Origin of the sequence: Pseudomonas sp. Pdm06 (assembly GCF_014851795.1) — a bacterium.
In the GTDB taxonomy this organism is placed as follows: domain Bacteria; phylum Pseudomonadota; class Gammaproteobacteria; order Pseudomonadales; family Pseudomonadaceae; genus Aquipseudomonas; species Aquipseudomonas fluorescens_AA.
This window is the reverse complement of the sequence record NZ_JACVAH010000002.1, coordinates 121,545-145,755: the sequence shown is the minus strand read 5'-3', so window position 1 is coordinate 145,755 and position 24,211 is coordinate 121,545. Positions and strand designations below refer to the sequence as shown.

Genomic DNA, 24,211 nt, shown 5'->3' with positions numbered 1-24,211 from the left:
ATGGAAGTCACCGAACGAACATCGGCAAACGGCCTGCAAGGGCACATCCGCGGCGAACGCCTGGCCACCTCCGACGGTGTATCGAGCAAGGAGATCCTGGTGGAGATCTTTGTCCGTGAGCGTTGCGAAGCCCACATCGTCGTGCCAGCGGTGGCCGAGCCGTTGCTGGTCTGGGTGTTGTCCGGGCAAGCCATTGTCGAGGAGCGCACCGCCCACGAGCCGTGGGAAGGGAATACGGTGGGCCGCGGGGATTTTTTCCTGACCACCTCCCCTGTACCTTATGAAATGCGCTGGCAAGTGACCAGCCCTGAGCCGTTCGTAGTCATGCATGTGTATTTGGGCCTGGCGTTGCTGGAGCACGCCATCGCCGAAGCGGGCGGCGGCGCGATCCAACTGCGGGAAGTCTCAGGCGGGCGGGATGAAGTGCTCTCGGCCTTGCTGGAGCAGATCCGGATGGAACTGACCCGACGCGGTGAAACCAGTGCCTTGCTGGTCCAGGGCGTGGCGCAATGCGTGGCGGTGCACCTGGCGCGGCATTATGTGGATGCCGGGGCCGAGGACATGTCCGGCCGCAACGCCCTGCCCGCCTTCAAACTCAAGCGGGTGATCCAGTTAATGGAACAACACCTGGCCGCCCCCTTCAACCTCGGTGACCTGGCCCGGGCCATCGGCCTGAGCGAATACCACTTCAGCCGCCTGTTCAAGCGCGCCACCGGGCGTTCGCCCTCGCAGTACTTCATCCAGCTGAGAATGGCCCGGGCCCGGCAACTGCTGATCGAAACCGAGCGCAGCGTCATCGATATCGGCCTGGAGGTCGGCTATGGCAGCGCCAGTCATTTCTCCCAGGTATTCCGTCGCGAAGTGGGCGTGGCGCCGAGTCATTACCGCAAGTAAAAGCCGATGGCGCCACAATGTGGCCGCACACAACCCCCTGTGGGAGCGAGCTTGCTCGCGATGGCGTCAGACCAGTCAACACTGATGGCAACGGCTCCACCGCTATCGCGAGCCAGCTCGCTCCCACAGGTATTTTCTGCCAGGCCTGTATTCATTTGATCCGGTAATGAAAGGTATTGCGCACCGCCGGCACCGTCACCGCCTTGCCATCGATGATTCGCGGCTGATAACGGAACGTCTGGGCGGCGGCCAGGGACGGGCGGATGAACAGCGGGTGGCAGCCGTCGAGCACCTTGGGACTGTCGATCCGCCCGTCCGGCATCACGCTGTATTCCACGGTGCAATCGCCCTCCAAGCCCTTGTCCAGGGCCCGTTGCGGATAGTCCGGGGCTTGCTTGCTCAGGGGCTGATAGCTGCGGCTGTCGGCGGCGGCCTGGCGCGCCTGCTCGGCCTGGCGTTGCTCGGCGAGTGCTTGGGCCTGTCGGGCCTGGCGCTGTTGTTCGGCTGCTTGCTGCTCGGCGTCTTGCCTGCGTCGCTCACTTTCCAGGCGTTCGCGCTGCTGCTGTTGGGCCTGTAGCTCGCGTTTTTGCTCCTCGACCCGTTTGCGGGCCAGCGCCGCCTGTTCCAGCTTCTGCGCCGCGGCCCGCGGGTCGACAAGCGGCTTGGAGGGGACAGGAAGTGACGCTTGCGCGGGTGGCGGGACGGGTTCGGCCACGGGTGGTGCAACAGGGATGACAGCCGCCGGGGCAGGCGCCTCGGGCACCGGTGCGGCCGGCAGCATCACCAGTTGCGTACGCAACACCCGCGGCGTTTCGGCGGCGGGCTTCTCCACGCTCCACCCCAACACCAACAACGCGGCTATCGCGGCGTGCAGAGCCACGGCCAGTCCCGCCGCCAGGCTGTTTCTCCAAAAACCGTGATGGCTCGACGCGGGTACGCTCAAGGCGGGACTGTGCATGATCATCGCCGTCATTGCGGCGCCTCGGTCACCAGCCCCAGGTTGCTCACGCCGCCCTGCTGCAGGGCGGCCATGGCCGCGACGACCCGGCCGTAATCGGCATGATCATCGGCACGGATGTACACCTGGGTATCGCTGCGCTCGGCCACGACCTGCGCCACCTTGGCGCGCATCTGCTCCAGGTCCACGGCGCTGTCGGTCTGGTGACGGGTGTCCAGCTCACCGCCCAGGTTCCAGTAGTAACCGCCTTCGGCCTTTACCGACAGAGTAAGGATTTGCTGGCGACTGTCGGTGGCCAGCGCTTCGCTCGCGACCTTGGGCAATTCGATCTTCACACCCTGGGTCAGCATCGGCGCGGTGACCATGAAAATCACCAGCAGCACCAACATCACGTCGATGTATGGCACCACGTTCATTTCGGCCTTGGGACCGTGCTTGCGTTGGGGCTTGACGAGCATCTGTCCTCTCCTTTCAAGCGGCCGAGGCCAGGTTCACCGGGGCGCCGTGCAGCTTGCGGTGCAGACGCGCCTGCAGTTCGTTGCCAAACCCGTAGTAACGGGTCAGCAGGGTCTGGCCGCGGGCGGCAAAACGGTTATAGGCAATCACCGCCGGGATCGCCGCGAACAAGCCGATGGCCGTGGCGATCAGCGCCTCCGCAATGCCTGGCGCCACGGTGGAAAGGCTGGCCTGTTGCACCTGGGACAGGCCGAGGAAAGCATTCATGATCCCCCAGACCGTGCCGAACAAGCCGATGTAAGGGCTGACCGAACCGACGGTCGCGAGAAACTGCAAACCTTTCTCCAAGTGCACTTCCTGTTCGCTGATCGCTACCTGCAGCGAACGCTCGACGCCTTCGAGCACCACCTCGGGCGTACAGGAGGGCTGGTTAAGCTGAGTGAAGGCCAGCAAGCCTGCCTGGAAAATCGGCGTGACGCCCTCGTCTTCACGTATCTGTGCGTGTTCCCGGTACAGGGGCAACAGGTCCTGGGTGCTGCGAAAACGTTGCATGAAACCGTTGAGCTGGCGCTCGTTGCGTTGCAGCACGGCACTGCGCTGGATGATCAGGTACCAGCTCAATAGCGAGGCCAGCAGCAAGGTGAGCATGACCGCCTTGACCAGCAGACTTGCGTCACTGATCAGGCCCCAGATCGTCATGTGTTCCAAAGTGGCTTGCATGGGTAGAACTCCTGTCTGGCTGCTATTCGATGAAATGTTCGTGACCGGTTGATGACAGTGCCGTTCAAGGCAGACGCAGGGCTTTCGCCACGTCGGCCCAGGGCACGAACTTGAAGTTCTGGGTCTGTTCGGGCATGCGCTTGCGGCCGTCCTGGACCACCAGCATGCCCTGGCTCCAGGGCCCGCCGAGGTTCACCGAGGTCACCTCCAGGCCATCGGTCTCCGACGCGCCATCAATGCCCGCAGCCGCATTCAGACCGACCCGGAACGCCCCCCGCACGGCGAACGGAGGCTCGGCATCGAGCACCAGGTAGCTGTCGTTGCCTTGGCTGGAGATCACCAGGTAGTCGCGCCCCTTGGCCTGGTACAAGGCCATGCCCTCGACGTCAGCGTGCAACGACGGGCCAACCTTGATCACACTGCTCAAGGTCGCCGGCTGGTCGGCCCGGGCATCCATCGCCCAGACCCCCACATCCTCCTCACCGAGAAACAAGCGCTGGCGCTGCTCATCGGCCACGCAGCCTTCGGGCTGGCTGTCGACGCTGAACTGGCGCACCAACTGGCCTTGCACCACGCCGTCCGGCGCACTCAGGCGGTACTGCGCAAAGCGCCCGTCCTTGCCGTTGGCGAAGGCGTACAGCTCACCTTCGGCGGGCTGGAACAGGCAGATGCCGTAGATGTCCTTCAATGACGTCGCAATCTCCCCCGCTTCGCGCAACTCGCCACTGGCGCGGTCGATGCTGAACAGGCTCAAGCTGTTGCGATCACGGTTGCTGGCCACCGCCAGATCGACGGTTTGCGTGCCCAGCTTGAAGTTCGCCCGCACATCGACGTTGTTCAGGCGCCCGACCGGCAACTCCTGCAGCAACTTTCCTTGCAGGTCGTAGGCCAGCAAGCCTTGCTTTTTGTTGGTGCCCAACACCCGGCTCAAGCCCGGCGTGGTCGGATGCACCCAGATCGCCGGGTCATCCGCGGCATCGCCCTGGCGGGCCACCGGCTCGCTCTGGGCGATGGCAGCCACCGTGGGCAGTACCGGCGGCAAGGGCACTGGCGTGGGTTGCCAGTTGAGTTCTCCCTGGTACAGGCGCCCGTCGTCATCGTCGCGCAGCAGCACCTCGATACCGGTTTTCGTCCGGCGTGCCGCCAGGCTTTCCGGTTCCTTCAGGCCCGGCAGCGACAGCGTGGCGCGGGGTGTCCAGCCTTTGCCGTCCTGTTGATACAGGTGCAATTGCACAGCCTCTGGATCGAGGCCCAATACGTCACCGGGCAATACCGCCAAGGCGCCGGCCGCCTGCTGGATGTCGCCGAACGGTGCACGCATCGCCACGGGCACCCGCACGGTCTCAGCCTCGGAGGATGCCGGGTAGGCCCACCAGCCGATCCGCTCTTCGTTGACGAACAACTGCTGGCTGGCGTCCTGCACTTGGCAGGTCTTGGCGTCCGGCGGCAGTGGCAAGCCACGCACCCGTTGGGCGGTCGCGCCCAGCTCTTCGCCGGCGCCCACCAGCCATTGCTCGCCCTTGCCCTCTTCCCCCACCAGGAACACAAACAGGTTGCTCGCCTCGTCGCGGTACAGGCACAGGCCGTTTACCGGGAAGTCTCGCGTGGGCAGGTACAGCGGCGTGCCCCACTGATGGTTTTGTGGGTCGAGGCTGACGACCATGGCTTGCTGGCGCTCGCTGTCGAGGCTGGCGACCAGCACGTTGGCGCCCAGGAGCCGACTGTCGAGGCCCTCGAAGGCACCTTTCAGGCGCGTCAGCTCGCGCCCTTGGCCATCGAGCAAGAACAGGCCCTCGCGGGCACTGGCCAGTCGTTCGGTGGTTGCAGCGCCAGGCAGGAATGCCAAGGCGTTGAGAGACAGCGCCTGGGCTTGAGGCCAGGGTTGCAGTTTTAGCTTGGGCGCTGAAGCAGCTGCCAGGGCGGCGGCTGATGCCAGGCTGAGCGCCATCGCCAGTAGGCAGCGCTTGGGTAAGGAAAACATCTTGTTCAACGGAAAAATCCTTGTCGTTCAGTCAGACTCAAACGGGCTTGTTGCTCACTTCTATTGCCAGGGAATTCATCTGTGGGAGCAAAGCTTGCTCGCGACGAAGACAACGCGGGTCTCCCGGGAACCGGGGCGCCTGCATCGCGAGCAAGCTTTGCTCCCACAGCCAAATCCTCTTGCCACAAGTGATCAGGTTCGCGAATCAGAAATGGGTAAAGGTCAGCCCCAGCTTGTACGTCGGGCCGTACTCTTCGTACTGGCCGTTATAGGAACGGTGGCCGGTGTAGACGAAATACGACTCGTCGGTGAGGTTCTGGGCCTCGAGGCTGACTTGCAGGTTCTTGGTCAACGAGTAACGCGCGCTGAAATCGACGAAGGTCTGGGCGTCTACGTGCAGGTCATGGTCGCGGTCGCCGATGGACGCCAGTTCGAACAGGTACGCTGACTTGTAGTTGGCCGACAGCCGCAGGCTCAGCTTGTCGTTTTCCCAACCCAGCATCAGGTTGCCGACCGTGTCCGACTGGTTCGGCAGGTCGATGCTGCGCTTGCGCTGGGTACCGCTGGCCTGGTCGAAACCCTCGATTTCGGCGTCCGAACGGCTGAAGGTGGTGTTGGCCCCCAACAGCAGCCCGTTCCAGGGAGCCGGCAGCCAGTCGAATTTTTGCGAGTAGGCCAACTCCAGGCCGTACAGCTTGGCGCTGTCGCCGTTGGCGTAGCTGTGGGCTTCTGAAAAATCGGTCCAGGCGCCCGTACCGGCCAGGTCGGTGTTGTAGACGAAATGCTTGATGTCCTTATAGAACACGAAGGCCGAGACCGTGCCGGCGTGGCCCATGAAATGCTCGATACCCAGGTCCAGGTTGCTCGATTCCAGCGGCTTGAGCTCCGGGTTGCCGAAAGTGGCCTCGTCATCGTCGATGACAAAACCTGGCGCCAATTGCCCGAAGGTTGGACGCACCACGGACTTGGTCCAGGCCGCACGCACCTGGGTGTTCTTGTCCAATTGGTAGCGCGCGTGCAGGCCCGGCAACCAGTGGTGATACTTGCGACGGGTCTCGGTATCGGTGAAGACGCCGTCAGTGGCGCCGCTGCCCTTGGCTTCGAATTCGGTACCTTCGTAGCGCATGCCAGCGATGAAGCGCCAATCATCGATGTCGACGGTGTTCATCAGGTACGCGGCATTGATGTCCTCGCTCATCTTGAAGTCGTTGACTCGCGACTCTTGTTCGTCGAAAAACTCGTCGCGGTTCAGGCCGCCCAGCAACTGCTTGATGGCATCGGCGCTGATGCCCGGGCCAAAGCGACCGAGACGGTAGTCCACGGTGCCTTTCTGGAACTGCCCGAGGTTCAGCTGCTCGTCGGTGAAACCCAGGTCGTCGAAATCCTCGTAGACCCAGGCGTCCAGGTCGTTGTCCTTGTCCCGCCGGCTGACTTTGCCACCGAATTTGACTTGGGACGCATAGCCGCTGAAGTCATAGTCCCGAGCCAGGTCCAGGCGCAGGTTCTTCTCGGTGTCGGTGGTCTTCTGCGCTTCCCAGTCCACCTTGTCGAGGCTGAAGTTGGCCGGATCGTAGAACCCCGAGCCGATGATCGGCCGCGGCTTGTCGTTGTCGTAGAAACCACCGTTGAAACCGTCGATGCCTTCGAAGGTAGCCCCGGCAATATGGCCGGGACTGTCTTCGCTGGATTGGCTGTAGCCGCCCTGGCCACTCAGGGTCCAGAGACCGAACAGGCGCTCGCCACCGAGTACGTAGGATTGGATTTCCTGGGTTTCTTCACGTTGCTTGAGCTTGCGCTCGCCCTCGGCGTCCCCCAGTTGCCCGGCGGCTTGCGGGTTTTCAAAGGCGATGCTGGCGGCGTTGCGGGTTTCGCTGTCCTTGTAGCGGCTGTACAGCGTGCGCAGGTAATAGCTGCTGAAGTCATCGGGCTTGTAGTCGAAGTTCAAGCCGCCACCGGCCCGCTCGCGGCGGATGTCGTAGTCGCGCTGTTCGAACTCTTCGAGGCGTGAACCCTGCGCGAAATCCCAGGCACCGCCGGTTTCGACGTTGTCCGAACCGAAGTCGCGCTTCTGCCAGCTCAGCGCCGCGGCCACGCCAAAGTTGTCGATACCATCGCCAAGGCTGAAACGGTCGCTGATGGCACCGGAGAATTTCGGGCTGGTCTGGCTGGTGTTCTTGTCATAGCTGGCTTCGCTGCTGCCGGTGTAGAACAGCCCCTTGTGGTCGAAGGCCGAGAGGCTTTTCACATCCACCGTGCCGCCCAGGGAGTTGGCGTCCATGTCCGGCGTCAGGGTCTTGATCACCGACAACGATTGCACCAGTTCCGAGGGCAACACATCCAGGGCAACGGCGCGACGCTCGCTTTCCGGAGCCGGCACCAGGGTGCCGTTGATGGTCACGCTGTTGAGGTCCGGCCCCAGGCCTCGCACGCTGACAAACCGGCCTTCGCCCTGGTCGCGCTCGACGCTGACACCGGGCAGGCGCTGCACCGCTTCGGCGACGTTTTCATCCGGCAACTGCGCCACGCCGTCGGCATGCACCACGCTCTTGATGCTGTCGGCGCTGCGCTGCTCCTTGAGGGCCTGGTCGATACTCGCCGCCTGGCCGACCACTTCAACGTGTTCAGTGGCGCCGGCCGCTTGCTCGGCGGCACTCAGTCGTTCGCTGGCAATGGCCATCGCCAACGCGGTGAAGGTGAAACCGACGAGCCCGGCGGTGCTTGTGCGGTGGTACATGGTGATCCTCCCCAGGAATCCGGAAATCCGCCAGGCAGTGGCCCGGCAACTGGGAGGGCACGCTAGGGGTGGGGAATGACGGTTCTGTGACAGGGGTTGGCTGGAGGGGCTGCAATCGGCTGATTTAGCGGGGTTGGCGAGCCGGAATGAGCTGAAATGACCTGCTTTACAGGCTCAGGGAATCTGAAGGGCGAAGGAATTTGGCGAAACGTCGCACCGCTGTGGGAGCAAAGCTTGCTCGCGATGCAAGCGCCTCGATTCCTTGATAAACCGCGTCGTCTTCGTCGCGAGCAAGCTTTGCTCCCACAAAATTCTCTCTCCACAATGAGATAGGTGGCGATGTCATGAATCAAAAGTTCAGACAATGGATGAGCTGATTCGACCTCCCCCACCCCGTTACCCGCCGTCACCGCACTGTCACATCCATCTGCTGTGCTGGGCCGCATTCCGCTTCTGGCAAAGGACTTCGGCCATGTTCTCCGTGCTTCGCCCGCACCGCTTCAAACTCGCCCTGCTTCTGCTGGCGGCCAACCTCGGGCTGATCCTGCATTTGGCCAGCGGCGAACTCAAACCCATCGCCGAATGGGTCTGGCTGGATATTCTCGGCGAAGGTGGCTCGGCGCTGCTGGCGCTGGTCTGGCTGGGGCTGGTATTGAAAAGCCGCCCGGCCGGACGGGTGACCAACTACCTGGTCCTGGGCCTGGGCTGCATCTTCTTTTCCTGGTGGATCGACAGCCTCGACGAATTCATCCGCTTGCCCGACAGCATCACTTGGGATCACTGGCTCGAATCCGGGCCCATGCCGGTGGGCATGATCCTGCTGACCCTCGGCATCTATCACTGGCACCGCGAACAGCTGGCGATCAACGGGCAAATGGAGAAGCGCGAGCGACTGTTCCGTGAGCACCGCCTGTTCGACAAGCTCACACCGTTGGGGGGCGCCGACTTTCTCAAGCACGAACTGTCCGCCAGCCTGGAAGACACTCGGCGCCGCCAGCAACCACTGTCGTTGCTGGCCCTGGATCTGGACAATTTCACCGCCATCAACCAACGCTTCGGCCACGGCGAAGGCGATGCGGTATTGCAAGCGATCAGTCAGCTGCTGGTCTTGAACCTGCGTCGCCAGGACCTGCTGTGCCGCCTGGCCGGCGATCGCTTCGTGATGCTGCTGCCGGACACCGGCGAGAGCCAGGCCCGGCGCCTGGCCCTGGAGCTGGAAATCGCGGTGCGCAGCCTGGCCCACAAGACCCGGCAACACAGCGAGCGTTTGCAACTGGCCGCCAGCACAGCGGTGGTGATGGCGTTCGACGAAGCCCCCGACGCTTTGCTCAAACGCCTGAACCTGGCACTGGCCCAGTCCCGGACCACGTTGGCGAAAAGCGCATGACGCTCAAGACCTGCTGGTACGAAACCGACAGCCGCTTCATTCCGGGGCACTATCAGCCTGCCGCGCTGATCGACCTGGCGTTGTCGCGGGACATCGACAGCCATCGCCTCCTGCGCGGCACCGGACTGTTCCATGACGATATCCTCGCCGGACAGAGCCGCATCAGCCCGCAGCAATTCCTCGGCCTGATCGACAACAGCCGGCGCCTGCTGGATGCCAGCGACAGCAGCTTCCTGTTTGGCCAGCGGCTGTTGCCCGGCCACTACGGACCCGCGAGCCACGCCTTGCGCCACGCACAGAATCTGCATCAGGCCCTGCAAAGCCTGATCGACCAGCAGGCGCTGCTCAGCCCGTTGGCAGCCCCGCGCCTGTTGCTGGACGAGCACTACGCCTATGTCCATTGGCTGGACAGCTGCGGTGCCGGGGAACAATGGCGCTTCGTGCTGGAGGCGAGCATGACCTCGATGGTGGCGATGAGCGCCTGGCTCAGCGGTGAACGCCTGCCCTGGCAGTGCAGTTTTCGCCACAGCGAGCCGCGCTACGTCGAGCAGTATTGGGTACACCTGGGCGAGCACACGCAATTCGACCGTCCCCTGGACCTGATGCGCCTGCCCCGCCACTGCCTCGCCCAGCCCTGGCCCAACGTGTCGGCCACCGCCGGCCAGGTGGCACGGATCGAAGCCCAGGACCAGCTCGACCAACTGGGCTTCGCGTCAAGCTTCCTGGATTGCCTCTACGACTACCTGCACGCCCATGTGCAGCAGACACCAAGCCTGGAACAAACCGCCCAGGCCTTCGCCATGAGCCCGGCGACCCTCAAGCGCAAGTTGCACAAGCACCACACCGGGTTCCAGCAACAGGTCGACCGGGTGCACACCCACGTGGCTTTGTATCTGTATCAGGTCAAGGGGTTCAGCAACGAGGAAGTGGCGCAGTACTTGCGCTTCAACGATACGGCGAACTTCCGTCGCTCGTTCAAGCGCTGGACCGGCAGCACGCCGAATTTGATCCGGCAGTTGCTGATGCTGGGCTGAACTGTGGGCTCAGTGCCCGCGAATGTAGTGTTCCAACTGCCGGATCAGGTCCGCCTGCTCGACAATCGCCTCTTTCACCAGGTCGCCAATGGACAGCAGGCCGATCAACTGCCCGTTATCCAGCACCGGCAAGTGCCGCAAGTGGCTGTCGGTCATGACTTCCATGCAGCGGTCGATGCTCTGCTGGCTGTCGGCGGTGACCACCGGGGCACTCATGATGGTACGCACCGTCGTACCCACCGACGACCGCCCCTTGAGCACCATCTTGCGCGCGTAGTCCCGCTCGCTGAACACACCCACCACCTGGCCGTCCTCGATCACCGGCAGCGCGCCGACATTTTTTTCGGCCATGATCTGCAGCGCTTCGAGCACCGTCTGCTCCGGCGCGATGCTGTGGACCTGCTGGTTCTGCACACTCTTGAGTCTCACCAGTTGGGCAGCGGTTTTCATTGTTCATCCCCACATTCAGCCAAAGGCATGTTCGAACATCATGCTGTCAGTTAAAACATCCCCTGTGGGAGCGAGCTTGCTCGCTCCCACAGGTTTTCATTCAGCTTTCAACTCACGGATCAGTCTTCGCCAATCTCCACCACATCGCCATTCAAGCGCACCGGCCACACCCGCAGGCTTTGCTCCGGGTACTCCAGGCAATGGCCGTCCTCCAGACGGAAATGCTGCTTGTACATCGGCGAGGCAATCACCAGGTCACCCTTGATGCTGCCCAGCAAACCGCGGCCGATGACGTTCGCACCGGACTTGGGGTCGCGGTTGTCGATGGCGTACAGCGGCTTGTCCTCATGTTCCGGCAGATAGAGCAACGCCACTTGGCTGCCGTCGTGCCAGGCGACCACGCCGGAGTTGGGCACCAGGTCGGCGCGGCTGCACAGGGCACGCCACTGCAAGGGCTCCTGGGCGACATCGCGGGCGGGAATACGAACGACGTTTGACTGGCTCATCAGAGCACCTCCTCGGTAACGGGAATCAGGTGGAGTTCATGGGCGTGAACCGGCCGACGCTGGCCGCGCTCGCGGACGAAGTGAACGTCCGGATCGCCGCGCTTGTCGTTGACGAAGGTGCGGAAACGCTTGAGTTTGTCCGGGTCCTTCAAGGCGTTGGCCCATTCGCATTCGTAGCGGTCGACCACCAGTTGCATCTGGGCTTCAAGCTCGGCGCCCAGGCCCAGGCTGTCGTGGATGATCACGTCCTTGAGGTAGTCCAGGCCACCTTCCAGGCTTTCGCGCCAGACCGAGGTCCGTTGCAGTTTGTCGGCGGTGCGGATGTAGAACATCAGGAAACGGTCGATGTAGCGGATCAGCGTGGCGTCATCCAGGTCCGTGGCGAACAGCTCGGCGTGACGGGGACGCATACCGCCGTTACCAGCCACGTAGAGGTTCCAGCCCTTCTCGGTGGCGATCACGCCGACGTCCTTGCTCTGGGCCTCGGCGCACTCGCGGGTGCAACCGGACACGGCGAACTTGAGCTTGTGCGGCGAGCGCAGGCCTTTGTAGCGATCTTCGATGGTCAGAGCCATCTGCACACTGTCCTGCACGCCGTAGCGGCACCAGGTACTGCCCACGCAGGATTTCACCGTACGGGTGGATTTGCCGTAGGCATGGCCGGTTTCGAAACCGGCTTCGATCAGCTCGGCCCAGATGTCCGGCAACTGGTGCAATTGGGCGCCGAACAGGTCGATGCGCTGGCCGCCGGTGATCTTGGTGTAGAGGTCGTATTTCTTGGCGACCACGCCGATGGCGATGAGTTTGTCGGCGGTGATTTCCCCGCCGGCGATGCGCGGCACCACCGAGTAGGTGCCGTTTTTCTGCATGTTCGCCATGAAGGTGTCGTTGGTGTCCTGCAGCGCCACCAGGGACGGGTCCATGATCGGCTGGTTCCAGCACGACGCCAGGATCGAGCCCACCGCCGGCTTGCACAGGTCGCAGCCGGTGTGACCACGACCGTGCTTGGCCAGCAGTTCTTCGAAACTGATGATGCCTTCCACCCGCACCAGTGCATACAACTCCTGGCGGGTGTAGGCGAAGTGTTCGCACAGGCTCTTGTCGACGCTGACGCCGCGGGCAATCAATTCGTGCTCGAACACTTGCTTGACCAGGGCCGCGCAACCACCGCAACCGGTACCGGCCTTGGTGTCGCACTTGAGCTGGCCGAGTTCGGTGCAGCCGCCGTCGATGGCCGAGCAGATCGAGCCCTTGGTGACGTTGTGGCACGAGCAAATCGTCGCGGTTTCGGGCAACGCCGCCGGGCCCAGGGTCGGGGCGCCTTCGGACGATGGCAGGATCAGGCTGGCGGCATCCTTGGGCAAGACGATGCCGTTCTGCATGTATTGCAGCAAGGTGTCGTAGTAGCTGTTGTCCCCCACCAGCACCGCGCCGATCACGCGCTTGCCGGCGGCGTCCACCACCAGCCGCCGGTAGCTGGCGCTGGTTTCGTCGATGAACTGGAAGCTGCGCGAACCTGGCGTGTTGCCATGGGCATCGCCGATGGAGCCGACGTCCACGCCCAGCAACTTGAGCTTGGTGGACATGTCGGCGCCGGTGAAGGCTTCAGCGCTTTCGCCGCACAGCCGGGCCGCGACGTTGCGGGCCATCTGGTAGCCCGGGGCGACCAGGCCGAAAATGCTGCCGTTCCAGGCTGCGCATTCGCCGATGGCGTAGATGTCCGGATCGCTGCTCTGGCAATGATCGTCGATCACCACACCACCACGCGGGCCAATCTGCAGGTCGCTCTGGCGAGCCAGGGCATCCTGGGCGCGGATACCGGCGGAAAACACGATGAGGTCGGTTTCCAGAAAATCGTCGTCGCCGAAATTCATCCGATAACGGTACTGCTCACCGGCGCTGATGGACTGGGTGCCCTTGGACAGGTGCACGCCGACGCCCAGGTTTTCAATGCGCGCCTTGAGGGCCAAGCCGCCCTGGGTATCCAACTGCACCGGCATCAGCCGTGGCGCGAATTCCACCACATGGGCTTCCAGGCCCAGGGTCTTGAGGGCGTTGGCCGCTTCCAGGCCCAGCAGGCCGCCACCGACCACCACGCCGCGGCGGGCGTTACTGGCAGCGGCGCGGATCGCATCCAGGTCTTCGAGGGTGCGGTAGACCAGGCAAGAGTCACCCTCGGCGCCCTGGATCGGAGGCACGAACGGGTAGGAACCGGTGGCGAGCACCAGCTTGTCGTAGCTGAGGCGCTCCCGGGCAGTGACGACCTGGCGCGCCTGGCGGTCGATTTCCAGCACGGGTACGCCCAAGTGCAACGTGACGCCGGGTGTCTGGTACAACGACGCTTCGCCCAGGGCCAGGGACTCGGCATCACGCCCGGAGAAGTACTCGGACAGGTGCACGCGGTCGTAGGCACGCATCGGCTCTTCGCTGAACACATGCACGTGGTAATGATTGAGGGCACCGCGTTCGATCAGTTGCTCGACGCAGTGATGGCCGACCATGCCATTGCCGATCACGATCAGCGTTTGCAGCTTGTTCAGAGAAGCAACGTTGGAATTCATAAAAAGCACCCGACAAAAGCCCATCACGATTTTGAAAGCAAAAAAAAGACGCCTGAAACCTTGCGGTTCCAGGCGTCTTTGCCTGTTCTGTGCGGTGTCGGCCCGGCGACTGCGCCTTGACCTACCGTTGTCCCCCGGCCTGCTGGCGCTCGATCTTCGTTGACCGACGGGGCTGCCCACTCGACTGTGTTCACGGTGGGCCTGAATAGCCTCTTGCAGCGAGCGTGCCAAACCTCATCCGCTACTGTATTAAAAGCCTCGCATTCGCCGACGATCCCCTGTGGGAGCGGGCCTGGCCGCGAAACCGCCGGCTCAGTCACCGCAAGCTGACCAGCCTCCTGCGCCGTTTCGCAGGCACCGCCAACTGCCTTGCGATGGTGCGATCACCCCGCCTGCGGCTTCATAAAAGTGCAGTCGTTCGAACCCACCGTTCACCGTAAGACCGTCATCGCGAGCAAGCTCGCTCCCACAGGGGAGTTGCGGTGAATTCCGAACATGAGTCCATCCAATAACCAATGTGGGAGCGAGCTTGCTCGCGATAGCGGTGGGTCAGCTTGAAGGGTTATCGGCGGTCCTGGTCACCATCGCCACGATACTGGCCAACAACTCTTCCTTCGCCTCGTCAGCGCTGATTTCCCCAGTAGCGGCGGCATTGGACAATGCTTCCGCCGCTCCCAGCATCGCCCGCAAACCGGCCTGGGTGATGCCCTTCGTGCCGGCGAACGGCTCCAGCACCGCGCGGCACTTGTCGAGGAAAATGCCCTCGTATTCGCGCTTGATACGTTCCAGCTCCGGCGAGCTGGTCAACGCTGCAATCACCCCGGGAATCTCTCGCCCTTGCAACAACACGCATTCGACGTAGGAAGAAGCGATCACCGCCGCCCGGCTTTGCAAGGTGGCGTCACTGGCATCCAGGGCCGCCTCCATCAGCGCGGTCTGGCGGGCATCGAAATCCTGGTAAAGCGCCGCCAGCAGCCCAGACCGGGTAATGAAGTGGTTGTAGACGATGGGTTTGGTCACCCCCGCCTGGTCCGCCAGCCGGGCCAGGGTCAGGGCGTCGCTGCCCTCCTCGCGCACCAATCGCCAGGCGGCATCCAGCAATTGGCGCTGCCGGTCGTGCCGGGATAAACGACGCCGAGGTGAAGCCTGCGGATGTTCGTCAGTGCTTGACATGCTAACTTTACCAACCGTAACTTACTAAGCGTAACTTAAGCATACCTGTCATCAAGACCTCGTGACCAGAAGGAGTTTCGCCATGCATGCACTCATCGTTGTGGCCCACCACGATCCGCGCTCCCTCACCCACAGCCTGGCCGGGAAAATCGCCGAGGGCATCACCCGCGCCAACCCTGCCGATACGTTCGAGATCGCCGACCTGGCTGCCGAAGGCTTCGATCCGCGCTTCAGCTTTGCCGACCACGCCGTGCACCACCGCGAGGCCTTGCCGCCCGCGGATGTGCTGGCCGAGCAAGCCAGAATCGACCGTGCCGACGCGTTGGTGTTGGTCTATCCGATTTATTGGTGGTCCATGCCGGCACTGCTCAAAGGCTGGATCGACCGGGTGTTTTCCAACGGCTGGGCGTTCGATTTCAGCCTCGACAAGCCGTTTATCCAGAAGCTGCAGCACCTGCAGGTCCATTTGGTGGAAGTCGGTGGCGCCGATGCCGACAGCTTCCAACGCCATGGCTACGGTGAGGCGATGACCACGCAGATCGACCATGGCATTTTCGGTTATTGCGGTGCCCGGGTAGTGAGTTCCCAGCGTTTGCTCGACTCGGAAACCGCCGATCCGCAACAGCATTTGCAGGCCGCCGGCGTTATCGGCCAGCGGTTATTCGCAACGCTCGACGAAACCACCCACGCGCCCGCGACCGCATGCGCCTGAGGTCAGAGCGCACGACCACGGGCGGCAGACAGTGTCGCGTCACGCCCGTAGATATCCGGGACATACACCGCCTGGCCCTGGCTGTCCGCTTGTGCTGTCCAGTAGCCCAGCAGGATCGGCACGGGCCGGGCCAGCCTGAACTCGTGGGTCGACTCACTGGCCAGCAACGTGTCGGTGCGCGCGCGTTCGGCGGGGCTTACCAGCAGGTCGCGCAAGTGCATCACTTGCTCGATCCGCACGCAGCCTGAACTGAAGGCCCGCGGGCCTTTGCTGAACAACGCCTGGCTCGGTGTGTCATGCAGGTACACCGAAAACGGATTGGGAAAACGGATCGCCATTTTGCCCAACGGGTTCTTCGGACCTGGATCCTGGCGCAGCATGAGATTGCCCGGGTGCTCCCAGTCGATATTTTCCGCCAGCAACGGCAGGCCATCGCCATCGAGGATCCGCAGGTTGTGGCGGCTGAGAAACTCCGGATCGCGACGGATCTCGGGCAGTTTGTCTTCGCGCATGATGGTCGGCGGAATGGTCCAGGTCGGGTTGAGTGTCAGTCGGGTGACATGGGATTTGAGCAACGGCGTCTGCCGTTGCGCACGGCCCACCTGGGTGCGGGTTTGCCAGACCGGCGCGCCGCCCTGGTAGACCGTCAACTGCGCCGCCGCCACGTTGACCAGGACGCTATCGGTCTCCACGTCCTGGGCCAGCCAGCGCATGCGCTCCAGGTTGATGCGCAACTGCTCGCGGCGCATGGCCGGGCTGATGTTCAGCTCGGTGACGGTCCACGGCCCCACCACGCCATCGGCCTGCAACGAATGCTGGGCCTGGAAGCTCTTCATCGCCTCCACCAGCATGGGGCTGTAGTGCTCGTCGCTCACCTGCGGCGGCGTACTCAGGTAACCCTCGTTGAACAGTCGTTGGGCCAGGGCGGGTACGCGGGCGTCCTGTTTGTCCGGTTGCAGCAACGGCCCGCCCGGCACCGCTTGCCATTCGGCCAAAGGCTGTTGCCGCAGCCGGGCATAGAGGCCGCGCAGGTTGCGGTAGAGGTCCAGGTTCGGCCGCGCCTGTTCAAAAGCGTCGGCCAGGCTCTGCAGACCCAGCCCGGCGATGGCCAGTACCACGGCCGGGTGGTCCTGTGGCGGTGGGTTGGCCTTCCACACCGGTTCCAGCCGGTCTTGAGGCAGGTAGCCGAAACGCAGGTCATGCAAGGCTTGCAGGTAGCGCCGGCTGATGGCGATGTCGGCACAATGAGGGACTTGGGTTACCCCCTCGACCGGCAAGCCATAGCGCGCGGGATCCAGACCGTCATCGGCCAGTTGTTGCAACTGGACCTGCAACGCCCCCCGTCGTTCGTCGTCCGACCAGACTTCCTGGCCTGCGTTTTGCTGATAGAACGCCTGCAAGTCGAGCAGTGTCGGAAAGTCGGCACCCACCGCGACGTCCGGGCACGCGGCCGCCAATTGCGCCAGGGTGGTCTGCACCAGTGCCGGATCGCTGTCTTCGGCTGTGGCGACCAATGGCGCAGTGAGCAATAAAAGGCTCAGGTAACATGCGGACTTTTTGAACAACTGCTTTACTCCAATCCATGGCCGTCTCGTTGACGGTGAATTTTGCGACAGGTACGACCCGCCATCATGCAAACAAACGAAATCGGACGGGATGCCGCGAACGAACACCACGTTGGAACCCCTTCGCCTGTATCGGGCTTTTTGCGCCGATTCTGCCTGCTCATGCTGGGCCTGGGCATCATTTGCAGCCCGGCGCTGGCCGAAAAAAAGGCAAAGTCGCAAACGCTTTACCACAGCCTCGCCCAGGCAGCGCCGGAACTCAATCCCCTGGCGCTCAAAAGTGCCTTGAGCGCCATGCAATGCGCGGTCGCCAATGGCGCCGGCCAGGCCCGTCACCTGGCGGTGATCGACTACTCGCAACCGTCCACGGCCCGGCGCTTGTGGATCTTCGACTTGCGCCAGAAAAAGCTGGTGCTGCGCGACCTGGTGGCCCACGGGCAGAAATCCGGGGAAAATTTCGCCACGCAATTCTCCAATCGCCTGGGCAGCTATCAGTCGAGCCTGGGCCTGTTCCGCACCCAGGAAAGCTACCAGGGCACCCACGGCTATTCACTGCGCATGGACGGCCTGGAGCCGGGCTTCAATGACCAGGCCCGTGACCGGGCCATCGTGATCCATGCCGCCGACTACGTGAATCCGCTGTGGAGCGTGCGCCAGGGGCGTATCGGCCGCAGCCAGGGCTGTCCGGCCGTGCGCCCGCAAGTGGCGCGGCAGGTGATCGACAAGCTCAAGGGCGGCCAATTCATGTTTTCCTGGTACCCGGACCCGGGCTGGCTCAAGCGTTCGGCCTATCTCAACTGCCAGCCGCAACAGGTGGCGAGCATTCTGGCTACCAGCGGTGGCTGAACAGGCCGTCGCTGCGTAACTGAGCGGGAGCAAGCTGTCTCGCCACAGGTTAAAATGCCGGCCTTTCGAATCGCTGGCCTTGCCTGATGACCCCTCAAGTTCTACATGACCTGCAGACCCATTTGCTGACAGCCCTGGCGTCCCCGCCGGAAGAAACCCGCCGTTTGTTCCATGGTCGCGGCCGCTGCTGGCCGGGGTTGGAGCAGATCACCGTCGACTGGCTGCAAGGGATTGTGCTGGTGTCGTTGTTCAAGGAACCGGAACCGACGCAGTTGGATGACTTGATATCCATGCTGCTCGCCCTTGCCGCCGCGCCCGCCTGGAAAAACAGCGGCGCCCGTACCCTCGCCGTGCAACACCGCTACCTGCCCCAGAGCCTCACCCAATGGCTGGTGGGCGACCCCATCGACGAATGGACCCTGACCGAAGGTGGCCTGCGCTATCGGATCGACTTGGGCAAGAAACAGAACAACGGCCTGTTCCTCGACATGCGCTACGGCCGTGACTGGGTCCGAGCCAATGCCGCCGGCAAGCGCGTGCTGAACCTGTTCGCCTACACTTGCGGCTTCTCGGTGGCGGCCATCGCCGGCGGTGCGCGGCATGTGGTCAACCTGGACATGTCGCGGGCGGCCCTGAGTCGAGGCCGTGACAACCATCGCCTGAACGGCCATGACCTTGGCCAGGTGAGTTTCCTCGGCCATGACCTGTTCAAATCCTGGGGCAAAGTGATCAACGGCGGACCCTATGACCTGGTGATCATCGATCCGCCGACCTTCCAGAAAGGCAGCTTCCTGCTGACCAAGGACTACCAGCGGGTCCTGCGCCGCCTGCCGGAACTGCTGACGACCGACGGCACGGTCATGGCCTGCAGCAATGACCCGGCCACCGGCCCGGACTTCCTCATCGACGGCGTCACCCGCGAAGCCCCCGGCCTGACGTTCGTGCAGCGCCTGGCCAACCCACCGGAGTTTCCCGATGCCGACGTGCAATGTGGCCTGAAGGCGCTGGTCTTCACAGCGGCAGCACCGGCCACCAGGCGGTAACCAGGCTCCTGGTCACCCGGCGCACCAAGGCCTCGACCTCCCGGCTCTTGACCGAACGGTAGATGGCCATGGTGCGGCGTAGCTGATCCTCATTGAGTGTCACCGGCTGGCCACCCCTCCAATCCACATCGGCGACGGCTTCGAGCCCCGCGCGACGCCAGACGATCCGCTCGCCTTCGGTGACCGGCTCCAAGGGGCTGGGTAATCCGGGGTCCGGCGAAACCAGATTGTCCAGCATGACCTGGGGCCAGCGGGACGGATCGATGGGCTCGCTGAAGGCATTCACCAAATCGTCATCGACCGTTTCCCAGATCGCCAGTCCTTCGGGCCAGTCGCGGGACATCAACCCCAGGTAAGGTCGCCAGGTCATCTCGCCGGTACGTGGGGTTTGATCGTTGCTATTGAACGTATCCTGGGCGTCGCTGAGCCAATCGATGAACGCCTCCCGGCTCATTTGCGCCTGGCGTTGCACCGGATCGATAAAGCGGTCCATCAGCGCGAAGTCCCAATGGGAAAGGTGTTCCGCCAGGAAACTCGCAAACGGCGCCCCGTCCCGGGCCAGTCGTGCACGCATCACCGACTCGAACATCGTGAAGTGCACCTCCAGCTCGCCGATGTCCGGTTGTTGCCTGTCCTGGCTGCGGATTTGCAAGCGCGTGCGCAGTTGGCGAAGTTGCACATCGAAATCGCCAATCAAGGTAGGCAGGCGGCCATAGACGTTTCCATAACCGATGAAGCGCTGCAGAACCGCCCCGGCCCTCTGGCGAACGCCAAACGCCAGTCCGGCGGGGGAATCCTCGTCGGCTTCGCGGACGCGACCAGAAAACCAATCAATGAAACTCCGCATCCCGGGGTCGTCACGGGCGACCTCCAGTGCCCTTTGGAGCGAGGCAGAAATATAGAGCCACTCGTCGACGGTGTAGCGAAACGCCTCGGGAAACACATTGCGCAGGGCATTGATCTGGGCGCTGGGCAAGGGGTTGTCGTCAAGCCAGACTCCAAGTGTGTCAAGGCTCGGCAAACGGTTGAGCGCAGGGAGCAGGTCATCCTGGATAGAGGTGATACGGTTGCCGCTGAGATCGACGACGAACGTATCGGAGATGAACACATCGGAATGCCTGGCCAGCACCGCCAAGGCCAACGCGGGCACCCGATCCAGGCCGGTCCTGCCCAGTTCCAGCGTCATCAGGTTTGCAAGCTCGGGGAGCTCCGGCAGGTCCCGGCAGTTGTTTCCACTCAAGCGCAGTTCCTGCAAAGCGGTGGCGCTGCGCAGGAAGGCACTGCCCTCCTCGTCCAGCCGCAGGCCACAGCGTGCCAGGTTCAGCGCCCGCAGGTCGGGCAATGTGGCAGTCAGGGCCTGCAACTGCTCGGGCGTGAAATCCAGATTGTCGGTCCATATGACTTCACGCAGGGACGGTAGCGAAGCCAGGCTGCCAATGGCGGAAAGCACCTCGGCGTTGGTTCCCGATGCCGCGCCGCTGCTGATCCCGGACAGGTCCAGGGTCCATAACGGGATCGTGGGATCGTCGCCCAGCAGCGGGGCAAACACCTCCGCGTTCAGGTGCAACGGGTTGCGGGCCAATGACAGATCCACCAGCGCCCGCAACTCACTTACCGCAACGGGGACGGCAGTGAGGTGATTGCCCCGCAGATTCATCGATTCGATGCCGGGGAACATCCGCAGGAAGTCTGAAGGATCCTCGACCAGCTCCAGGTTAGCCAGCACCACCGATTCGATATGCTCGAAACGAACAGGAATGGGCGGCAGCCTTCCGATGTTGATGTTCTCTATCCGCAGCACCAGCTCTGCGCCCTCCCGGCCCGGGTCAGGCGCGCGTTGCCAGGCCCGGCGGATTTCCCTCGCGATGACCTGGCGCTGCGCGACCAGTGCCTCACGGTCGAGAACCTGTTCGGCGGGATGATGAAAGCCTTCCTGGTCGACCCATTGACGCAGCCCCTCGTCCAAAGTGGTCCATTCGTGCTCCAGGCGGGTGATCACGTCGTTGAGGCTGATGCCCTCGAGCCCGGCCTGTTCGGTCAGGCCAAGCTGCAGCCGTTCCAGTGCATTGCCCGCGTGGGCGGGATAGAGCCGTTCCAGGCGCTGACGCAGGCTGCCTTGCCACTCCTGCAACGGCAGCCGGCCACGGCCGCTGAGCGGGTAAACCAGGTGTCCGTTCAGCCATTGCGGACGAGACCCGAGGCTACCCAGGCGACGCATCGCCAGGTACGGACGCAGGGCTTGCCGGTCTTCCAGGGCCTGTGCCAGCAGTTGGCTACGCAGCCGGTCCGCCTCCCAGATGTTCAGGCCCAGGGCGCTGCGAGCCTCGTCCGGCATGGCGCTTAGCAGCGCAGCCTCCAGGGCCACGGCGTTCGCCAGTTCTTCGCCGGTTTCGTCGAAGGGGCGATACCGTTCACCTTCCTGGCGGATGACTTTCAGCGGCCCGGCGTCCCCCAACTCGACCGGATCAGTCAACTCGCGCAACCACAGGCGCAGGTGCAGGCGACCGCGCAGCCTGAGCATATCCGCCAGCAGCCCCATGACGATGCGATCCCGATCGACGCTGCTTTCGCCACGTTCCAAGGCGCGCAACGCACGGCTCAAGCGCAGCTCACGCAACGCTTCGGCCGCCCGCCTGCCGAGGTCGCCAGCCACCCGCCCCTTGAGCAAGCGCAGCCGGTCATCGCCTGTCACGTCGCGAACGAGCTCGTTGGCGATGGATTCAGGCAGGCTCGGGAATGCCTGGACCAAGGGCGCTGCCAGTGGATCGAGCCGGGTGGACCTGCCCATGGCCATCGTCACCCGCTCGGCGTCGCGCTCCAGACGTGCGGCCCAACGGCTGGCCAACAGGCGACTTTGCTCCAGGGGTTGCAAACCGATACTGCTTTGCCCCAACAGTACGGTTTGCTCATCGCTGCTCAGGCCTTCCAGGATGCGAGCGGCCCAGGCGTCGTGGGCCAGGTCGGTTTTGGTCAGGAGGATGGAGCGGGTGTCGGCCGTATCGCCTACCGGGTAGAGATTGACGCCATCGTGGTAGCGCAAGGTCATGTCTTCCGGCCAACCCGGCAGCTCCACTAGGGTCTGGACGATGCGAAAATGCATCCCTTGCGGCGCTTCGCCACGACGCAGGCGTTCAATGGTGTGCCGCACCCATTGCCAGTTCCGGGCCTCGTCCAGGGCATCGGCCAATATGGCCGGCATTGGCCGCGCCTCCACTTGCAGGTAGCGCAGATGCGCTTCGCTGATACCGACCTGGCGTTGCAAGGCCAGGATCGTAGGGTCGTCGAGTTCGGCGGGCGTCTCGGCGAAGGTTCGCAACAGCTCCAGGCCACTTCGCTGCAAGGGGTTGCGATGCGCCCACTGCCAGCCTCGCGTGCGGTTCCATTCCAGCGGCGGTGCAACGCCTCTATGCCCGGGAGGCAGGCGTAGATTCACCTTGTCCCGCGTGCCTTGGACCTCGAAGTAACGATCCTCGATCCGCACCCAGGCCTCGTCAACGGTGCGCCAGACGCCCCAGGCGTCCTGCTCGGCCTCCACCGGAGGCAAGCGCTGTGCTTCGAAGGCGCGCACGTCGCCATTCCACAGGCGGGTGGTGCCGTCAGCCACGGGCATGGGCTCGATGGCTGCGCCAATGAAGCCCAGGTAAGCGCCCTGGGCAACCCCGAACAAGGCGTTGAAGATATGCTCGATACCTTCTTGCGCGTGACCTTCATTGAACGCCTGGATCCCTTCGAAGATTTCATACACCAGGCGCACCCCGCCCACCGCGGCGGCAACCATGCCCACCGGCGCGCAGAACGGGAAAAAGGTCGCGGCGACCATTAGCGAACGCTCGACCAGGCTTTCCCAGTATTCAAGGCGGGCCAGCAGCGCCCGCCAGTCCTGGTCCCGGGTCGGGACCATCAACGCCGAGGCGTTGGCCAAGGTATGACCGCGCCATTCATGGTAGGTGGAGTGCCAGGGATCCTCGCGCAGGTCATCCAGGCCCCAGGCCACCTTGGGCGTGGGGATCCGAATGCGTCGAGGGTTGCCGTCCTCGCCTCGCTCACCCTCGCGCCAACCGGTGATGCGGGCATGGATTTCCTGGAAGAGGTTGAGGTTGTCCGTGACCTTCCACTCCACCTGATCGTGCAGGGCCGATCCTAGGCTGGCCTGTAGACGCAGCGGAAGATAACGCAACAGGGTCTGGCGGTAACTGCGTTTGCGGACCCGCTCGGTCAGCTCGGCCGACAGTGCCTGCAAGCTGGGAAACTGCTTGAGCGGTGCCACTGCATCATGGGGCATGTGCAGCACGATCGGGCGAACACCATTGGCATCTCCTTCCAGTCCCCAGTACACCCGAACGCCGAACAACGGCGCCGATAGCAACGCCAGCGCCTTGACCTCGCAGGCCAGCGGCGCCACGGGCCGATCTTCCAACTGCACGCCGACGTGGGCCAGCAAGCGCTCACCGGTGTTGTCCAGGCGTCCATCCAGCTTCGCCTCGTAGGCATCATAGGCGAGCTGGCTGCGGGCATAGGCCATGTAGGCCGTGGCGACGATGGGCACCTGATGGCCGATACGCGGCAGCCGCCATTCGAGCGAGCGCCGGTAGGCCCCGCCCACATCCACGCTGCGGCACAGGCGAGCGAAGCTGGCCGGGGTCATGGGCAGCGGCGCGGTATCCGCTGGGGCGCCCCAACGATAGAACTCCCCGGGCTTGCCCTTGATGAAAAGTTCGCCTTTTCGATCGAACGCGCTGCCGGTGACTGCATCGTCGGGAGGATAGTTGCGCATGGCCGCCTCGACGACCGATAGCGCGGGGTCCGTGACGAACGAACTGCGCCGGACCCTTGCCCGACGTAGCGCATCCGCGACATCGCCGCGACCATTGACCTGGCTCCAGCCTTGCACCTGCGGCTGCTCCTTGAGCAGGTCGAGGGTAAAGGCATAGGGCGTGGGCAGGTCCTTGAGCAATGCGTTGAGTACATCGCTGTCGTGTTGCAGTTGCCGGGTGAGCACCCTGAAGCGCTCCTGCTGGGGCCGTGGGGCTCGTTTCAGCCAGGCGGGCAGCCTGGCCTGGATAAACTCGACATGGGTATCGAGGGTAGACATGGTGGACCTCCATCCTTGGGGGCGATTGAGTGCGTTGACGTGGCCGATGCTCTCCAAACCGATCGGTTTTTGAAACCGCGCAACCGTTGCAAGGGGTTG

17 protein-coding genes are annotated in these 24,211 nt (G+C 63.4%); 6 read left to right on the top strand and 11 right to left on the bottom strand.

Annotated features, from left to right (window positions below):
* On the top strand, positions 1-894 hold the full coding sequence (locus tag IB266_RS03830) for a helix-turn-helix domain-containing protein (RefSeq protein ID WP_192260225.1): 894 nt from the start codon (positions 1-3) through the stop codon (positions 892-894).
* A gap of 151 nt (positions 895-1,045) precedes the next feature.
* Here the strand turns inward: IB266_RS03830 and IB266_RS03825 are convergent, their stop codons facing one another.
* The 5 genes from IB266_RS03825 to IB266_RS03805 form a co-directional block, all read right to left on the bottom strand.
* The gene (locus tag IB266_RS03825) at positions 1,046-1,867 is read right to left on the bottom strand and encodes an energy transducer TonB (protein ID WP_192260224.1); all 822 of its coding nucleotides are present in this window, start codon (positions 1,865-1,867) and stop codon (positions 1,046-1,048) included.
* Positions 1,864-2,310, bottom strand: coding sequence for a protein TolR (gene tolR / locus IB266_RS03820; RefSeq protein WP_060742274.1), 447 nt, complete (start codon positions 2,308-2,310; stop codon positions 1,864-1,866). The genes IB266_RS03825 and tolR overlap by 4 nt, the downstream gene beginning before the upstream one ends.
* A gap of 13 nt (positions 2,311-2,323) precedes the next feature.
* Positions 2,324-3,028: a protein TolQ gene (gene tolQ, locus IB266_RS03815; RefSeq protein WP_192260223.1), complete on the bottom strand. Its 705-nt coding sequence runs from the start codon at positions 3,026-3,028 to the stop codon at positions 2,324-2,326.
* 64 nt (positions 3,029-3,092) lie between these two features.
* Positions 3,093-5,009, bottom strand: coding sequence for a phytase (locus IB266_RS03810; protein ID WP_192260513.1), 1,917 nt, complete (start codon positions 5,007-5,009; stop codon positions 3,093-3,095).
* 205 nt (positions 5,010-5,214) lie between these two features.
* Positions 5,215-7,743 (bottom strand): TonB-dependent receptor, encoded by a 2,529-nt coding sequence (locus IB266_RS03805; RefSeq protein WP_192260222.1) that lies wholly within the window; start codon positions 7,741-7,743, stop codon positions 5,215-5,217.
* A 472-nt stretch (positions 7,744-8,215) separates the two neighbouring features.
* Between IB266_RS03805 and IB266_RS03800 the strand changes: the two genes are divergently transcribed.
* The gene (locus IB266_RS03800; RefSeq protein WP_192260221.1) at positions 8,216-9,130 is read left to right on the top strand and encodes a GGDEF domain-containing protein; all 915 of its coding nucleotides are present in this window, start codon (positions 8,216-8,218) and stop codon (positions 9,128-9,130) included.
* Positions 9,127-10,164: an AraC family transcriptional regulator gene (locus tag IB266_RS03795; RefSeq protein WP_192260220.1), complete on the top strand. Its 1,038-nt coding sequence runs from the start codon at positions 9,127-9,129 to the stop codon at positions 10,162-10,164. Before IB266_RS03800 ends, IB266_RS03795 begins: the two co-directional genes overlap by 4 nt.
* A gap of 9 nt (positions 10,165-10,173) precedes the next feature.
* On the opposite strand, the gene IB266_RS03790 is transcribed toward IB266_RS03795, so the two are convergent.
* From IB266_RS03790 to IB266_RS03775, 4 genes are all read right to left on the bottom strand, one after another.
* A complete protein-coding gene (locus IB266_RS03790; protein WP_003202071.1) occupies positions 10,174-10,614 on the bottom strand; it encodes a CBS domain-containing protein in 441 nt (146 codons plus the stop codon).
* Between the two features lie 119 nt (positions 10,615-10,733).
* Complete coding sequence (gene nirD / locus IB266_RS03785) at positions 10,734-11,120, bottom strand: nitrite reductase small subunit NirD (protein WP_060742269.1); 387 nt, start codon at positions 11,118-11,120, stop codon at positions 10,734-10,736.
* Complete coding sequence (gene nirB, locus IB266_RS03780; RefSeq protein ID WP_192260219.1) at positions 11,120-13,681, bottom strand: nitrite reductase large subunit NirB; 2,562 nt, start codon at positions 13,679-13,681, stop codon at positions 11,120-11,122. Before nirB ends, nirD begins: the two co-directional genes overlap by 1 nt.
* Positions 13,682-14,230: 549 nt before the next feature.
* Entirely contained in the window at positions 14,231-14,854 is a 624-nt protein-coding gene (locus tag IB266_RS03775) for a TetR/AcrR family transcriptional regulator (protein WP_192260218.1), read from the bottom strand.
* A gap of 82 nt (positions 14,855-14,936) precedes the next feature.
* On the opposite strand from IB266_RS03775, the gene IB266_RS03770 reads away from it, so the two are divergent.
* On the top strand, positions 14,937-15,566 hold the full coding sequence (locus IB266_RS03770; RefSeq protein ID WP_192260217.1) for an NAD(P)H-dependent oxidoreductase: 630 nt from the start codon (positions 14,937-14,939) through the stop codon (positions 15,564-15,566).
* 2 nt (positions 15,567-15,568) lie between these two features.
* Here IB266_RS03770 and IB266_RS03765 read toward each other — a convergent pair whose 3' ends face one another.
* Positions 15,569-17,131 carry a L,D-transpeptidase family protein gene (locus IB266_RS03765; protein WP_192260216.1) on the bottom strand — a complete coding sequence of 521 codons (1,563 nt, stop codon included), beginning with the start codon at positions 17,129-17,131 and terminating at the stop codon, positions 15,569-15,571.
* Positions 17,132-17,293: 162 nt separating this feature from the next.
* Here IB266_RS03765 and IB266_RS03760 point away from each other — a divergent pair, with 162 nt between their 5' ends.
* Entirely contained in the window at positions 17,294-17,977 is a 684-nt protein-coding gene (locus tag IB266_RS03760) for a murein L,D-transpeptidase catalytic domain family protein (protein ID WP_060743207.1), read from the top strand.
* Between the two features lie 86 nt (positions 17,978-18,063).
* The gene (locus tag IB266_RS03755; RefSeq protein ID WP_192260215.1) at positions 18,064-19,020 is read left to right on the top strand and encodes a class I SAM-dependent methyltransferase; all 957 of its coding nucleotides are present in this window, start codon (positions 18,064-18,066) and stop codon (positions 19,018-19,020) included.
* On the opposite strand, the gene IB266_RS03750 is transcribed toward IB266_RS03755, so the two are convergent.
* A complete protein-coding gene (locus tag IB266_RS03750) occupies positions 18,989-24,112 on the bottom strand; it encodes a dermonecrotic toxin domain-containing protein (protein WP_192260214.1) in 5,124 nt (1,707 codons plus the stop codon). The two genes, IB266_RS03755 and IB266_RS03750, sit on opposite strands and share 32 nt — an antisense overlap.
* Positions 24,113-24,211 lie beyond the last annotated feature (99 nt).

Bases quoted from the DNA above. Each gene is read 5' to 3' on its own strand.
- IB266_RS03830 (WP_192260225.1), top strand. From the start codon at position 1: ATGGAAGTCACCGAACGAACATCGGCAAACGGCCTGCAAGGGCACATC.
- IB266_RS03825 (WP_192260224.1), bottom strand. From the start codon at position 1,867: ATGACGGCGATGATCATGCACAGTCCCGCCTTGAGCGTACCCGCGTCG.
- tolR (WP_060742274.1), bottom strand. From the start codon at position 2,310: ATGCTCGTCAAGCCCCAACGCAAGCACGGTCCCAAGGCCGAAATGAAC.
- tolQ (WP_192260223.1), bottom strand. From the start codon at position 3,028: ATGCAAGCCACTTTGGAACACATGACGATCTGGGGCCTGATCAGTGAC.
- IB266_RS03810 (WP_192260513.1), bottom strand. From the start codon at position 5,009: ATGTTTTCCTTACCCAAGCGCTGCCTACTGGCGATGGCGCTCAGCCTG.
- IB266_RS03805 (WP_192260222.1), bottom strand. From the start codon at position 7,743: ATGTACCACCGCACAAGCACCGCCGGGCTCGTCGGTTTCACCTTCACC.
- IB266_RS03800 (WP_192260221.1), top strand. From the start codon at position 8,216: ATGTTCTCCGTGCTTCGCCCGCACCGCTTCAAACTCGCCCTGCTTCTG.
- IB266_RS03795 (WP_192260220.1), top strand. From the start codon at position 9,127: ATGACGCTCAAGACCTGCTGGTACGAAACCGACAGCCGCTTCATTCCG.
- IB266_RS03790 (WP_003202071.1), bottom strand. From the start codon at position 10,614: ATGAAAACCGCTGCCCAACTGGTGAGACTCAAGAGTGTGCAGAACCAG.
- nirD (WP_060742269.1), bottom strand. From the start codon at position 11,120: ATGAGCCAGTCAAACGTCGTTCGTATTCCCGCCCGCGATGTCGCCCAG.
- nirB (WP_192260219.1), bottom strand. From the start codon at position 13,681: ATGAATTCCAACGTTGCTTCTCTGAACAAGCTGCAAACGCTGATCGTG.
- IB266_RS03775 (WP_192260218.1), bottom strand. From the start codon at position 14,854: ATGTCAAGCACTGACGAACATCCGCAGGCTTCACCTCGGCGTCGTTTA.
- IB266_RS03770 (WP_192260217.1), top strand. From the start codon at position 14,937: ATGCATGCACTCATCGTTGTGGCCCACCACGATCCGCGCTCCCTCACC.
- IB266_RS03760 (WP_060743207.1), top strand. From the start codon at position 17,294: ATGCTGGGCCTGGGCATCATTTGCAGCCCGGCGCTGGCCGAAAAAAAG.
- IB266_RS03755 (WP_192260215.1), top strand. From the start codon at position 18,064: ATGACCCCTCAAGTTCTACATGACCTGCAGACCCATTTGCTGACAGCC.
- IB266_RS03750 (WP_192260214.1), bottom strand. From the start codon at position 24,112: ATGTCTACCCTCGATACCCATGTCGAGTTTATCCAGGCCAGGCTGCCC.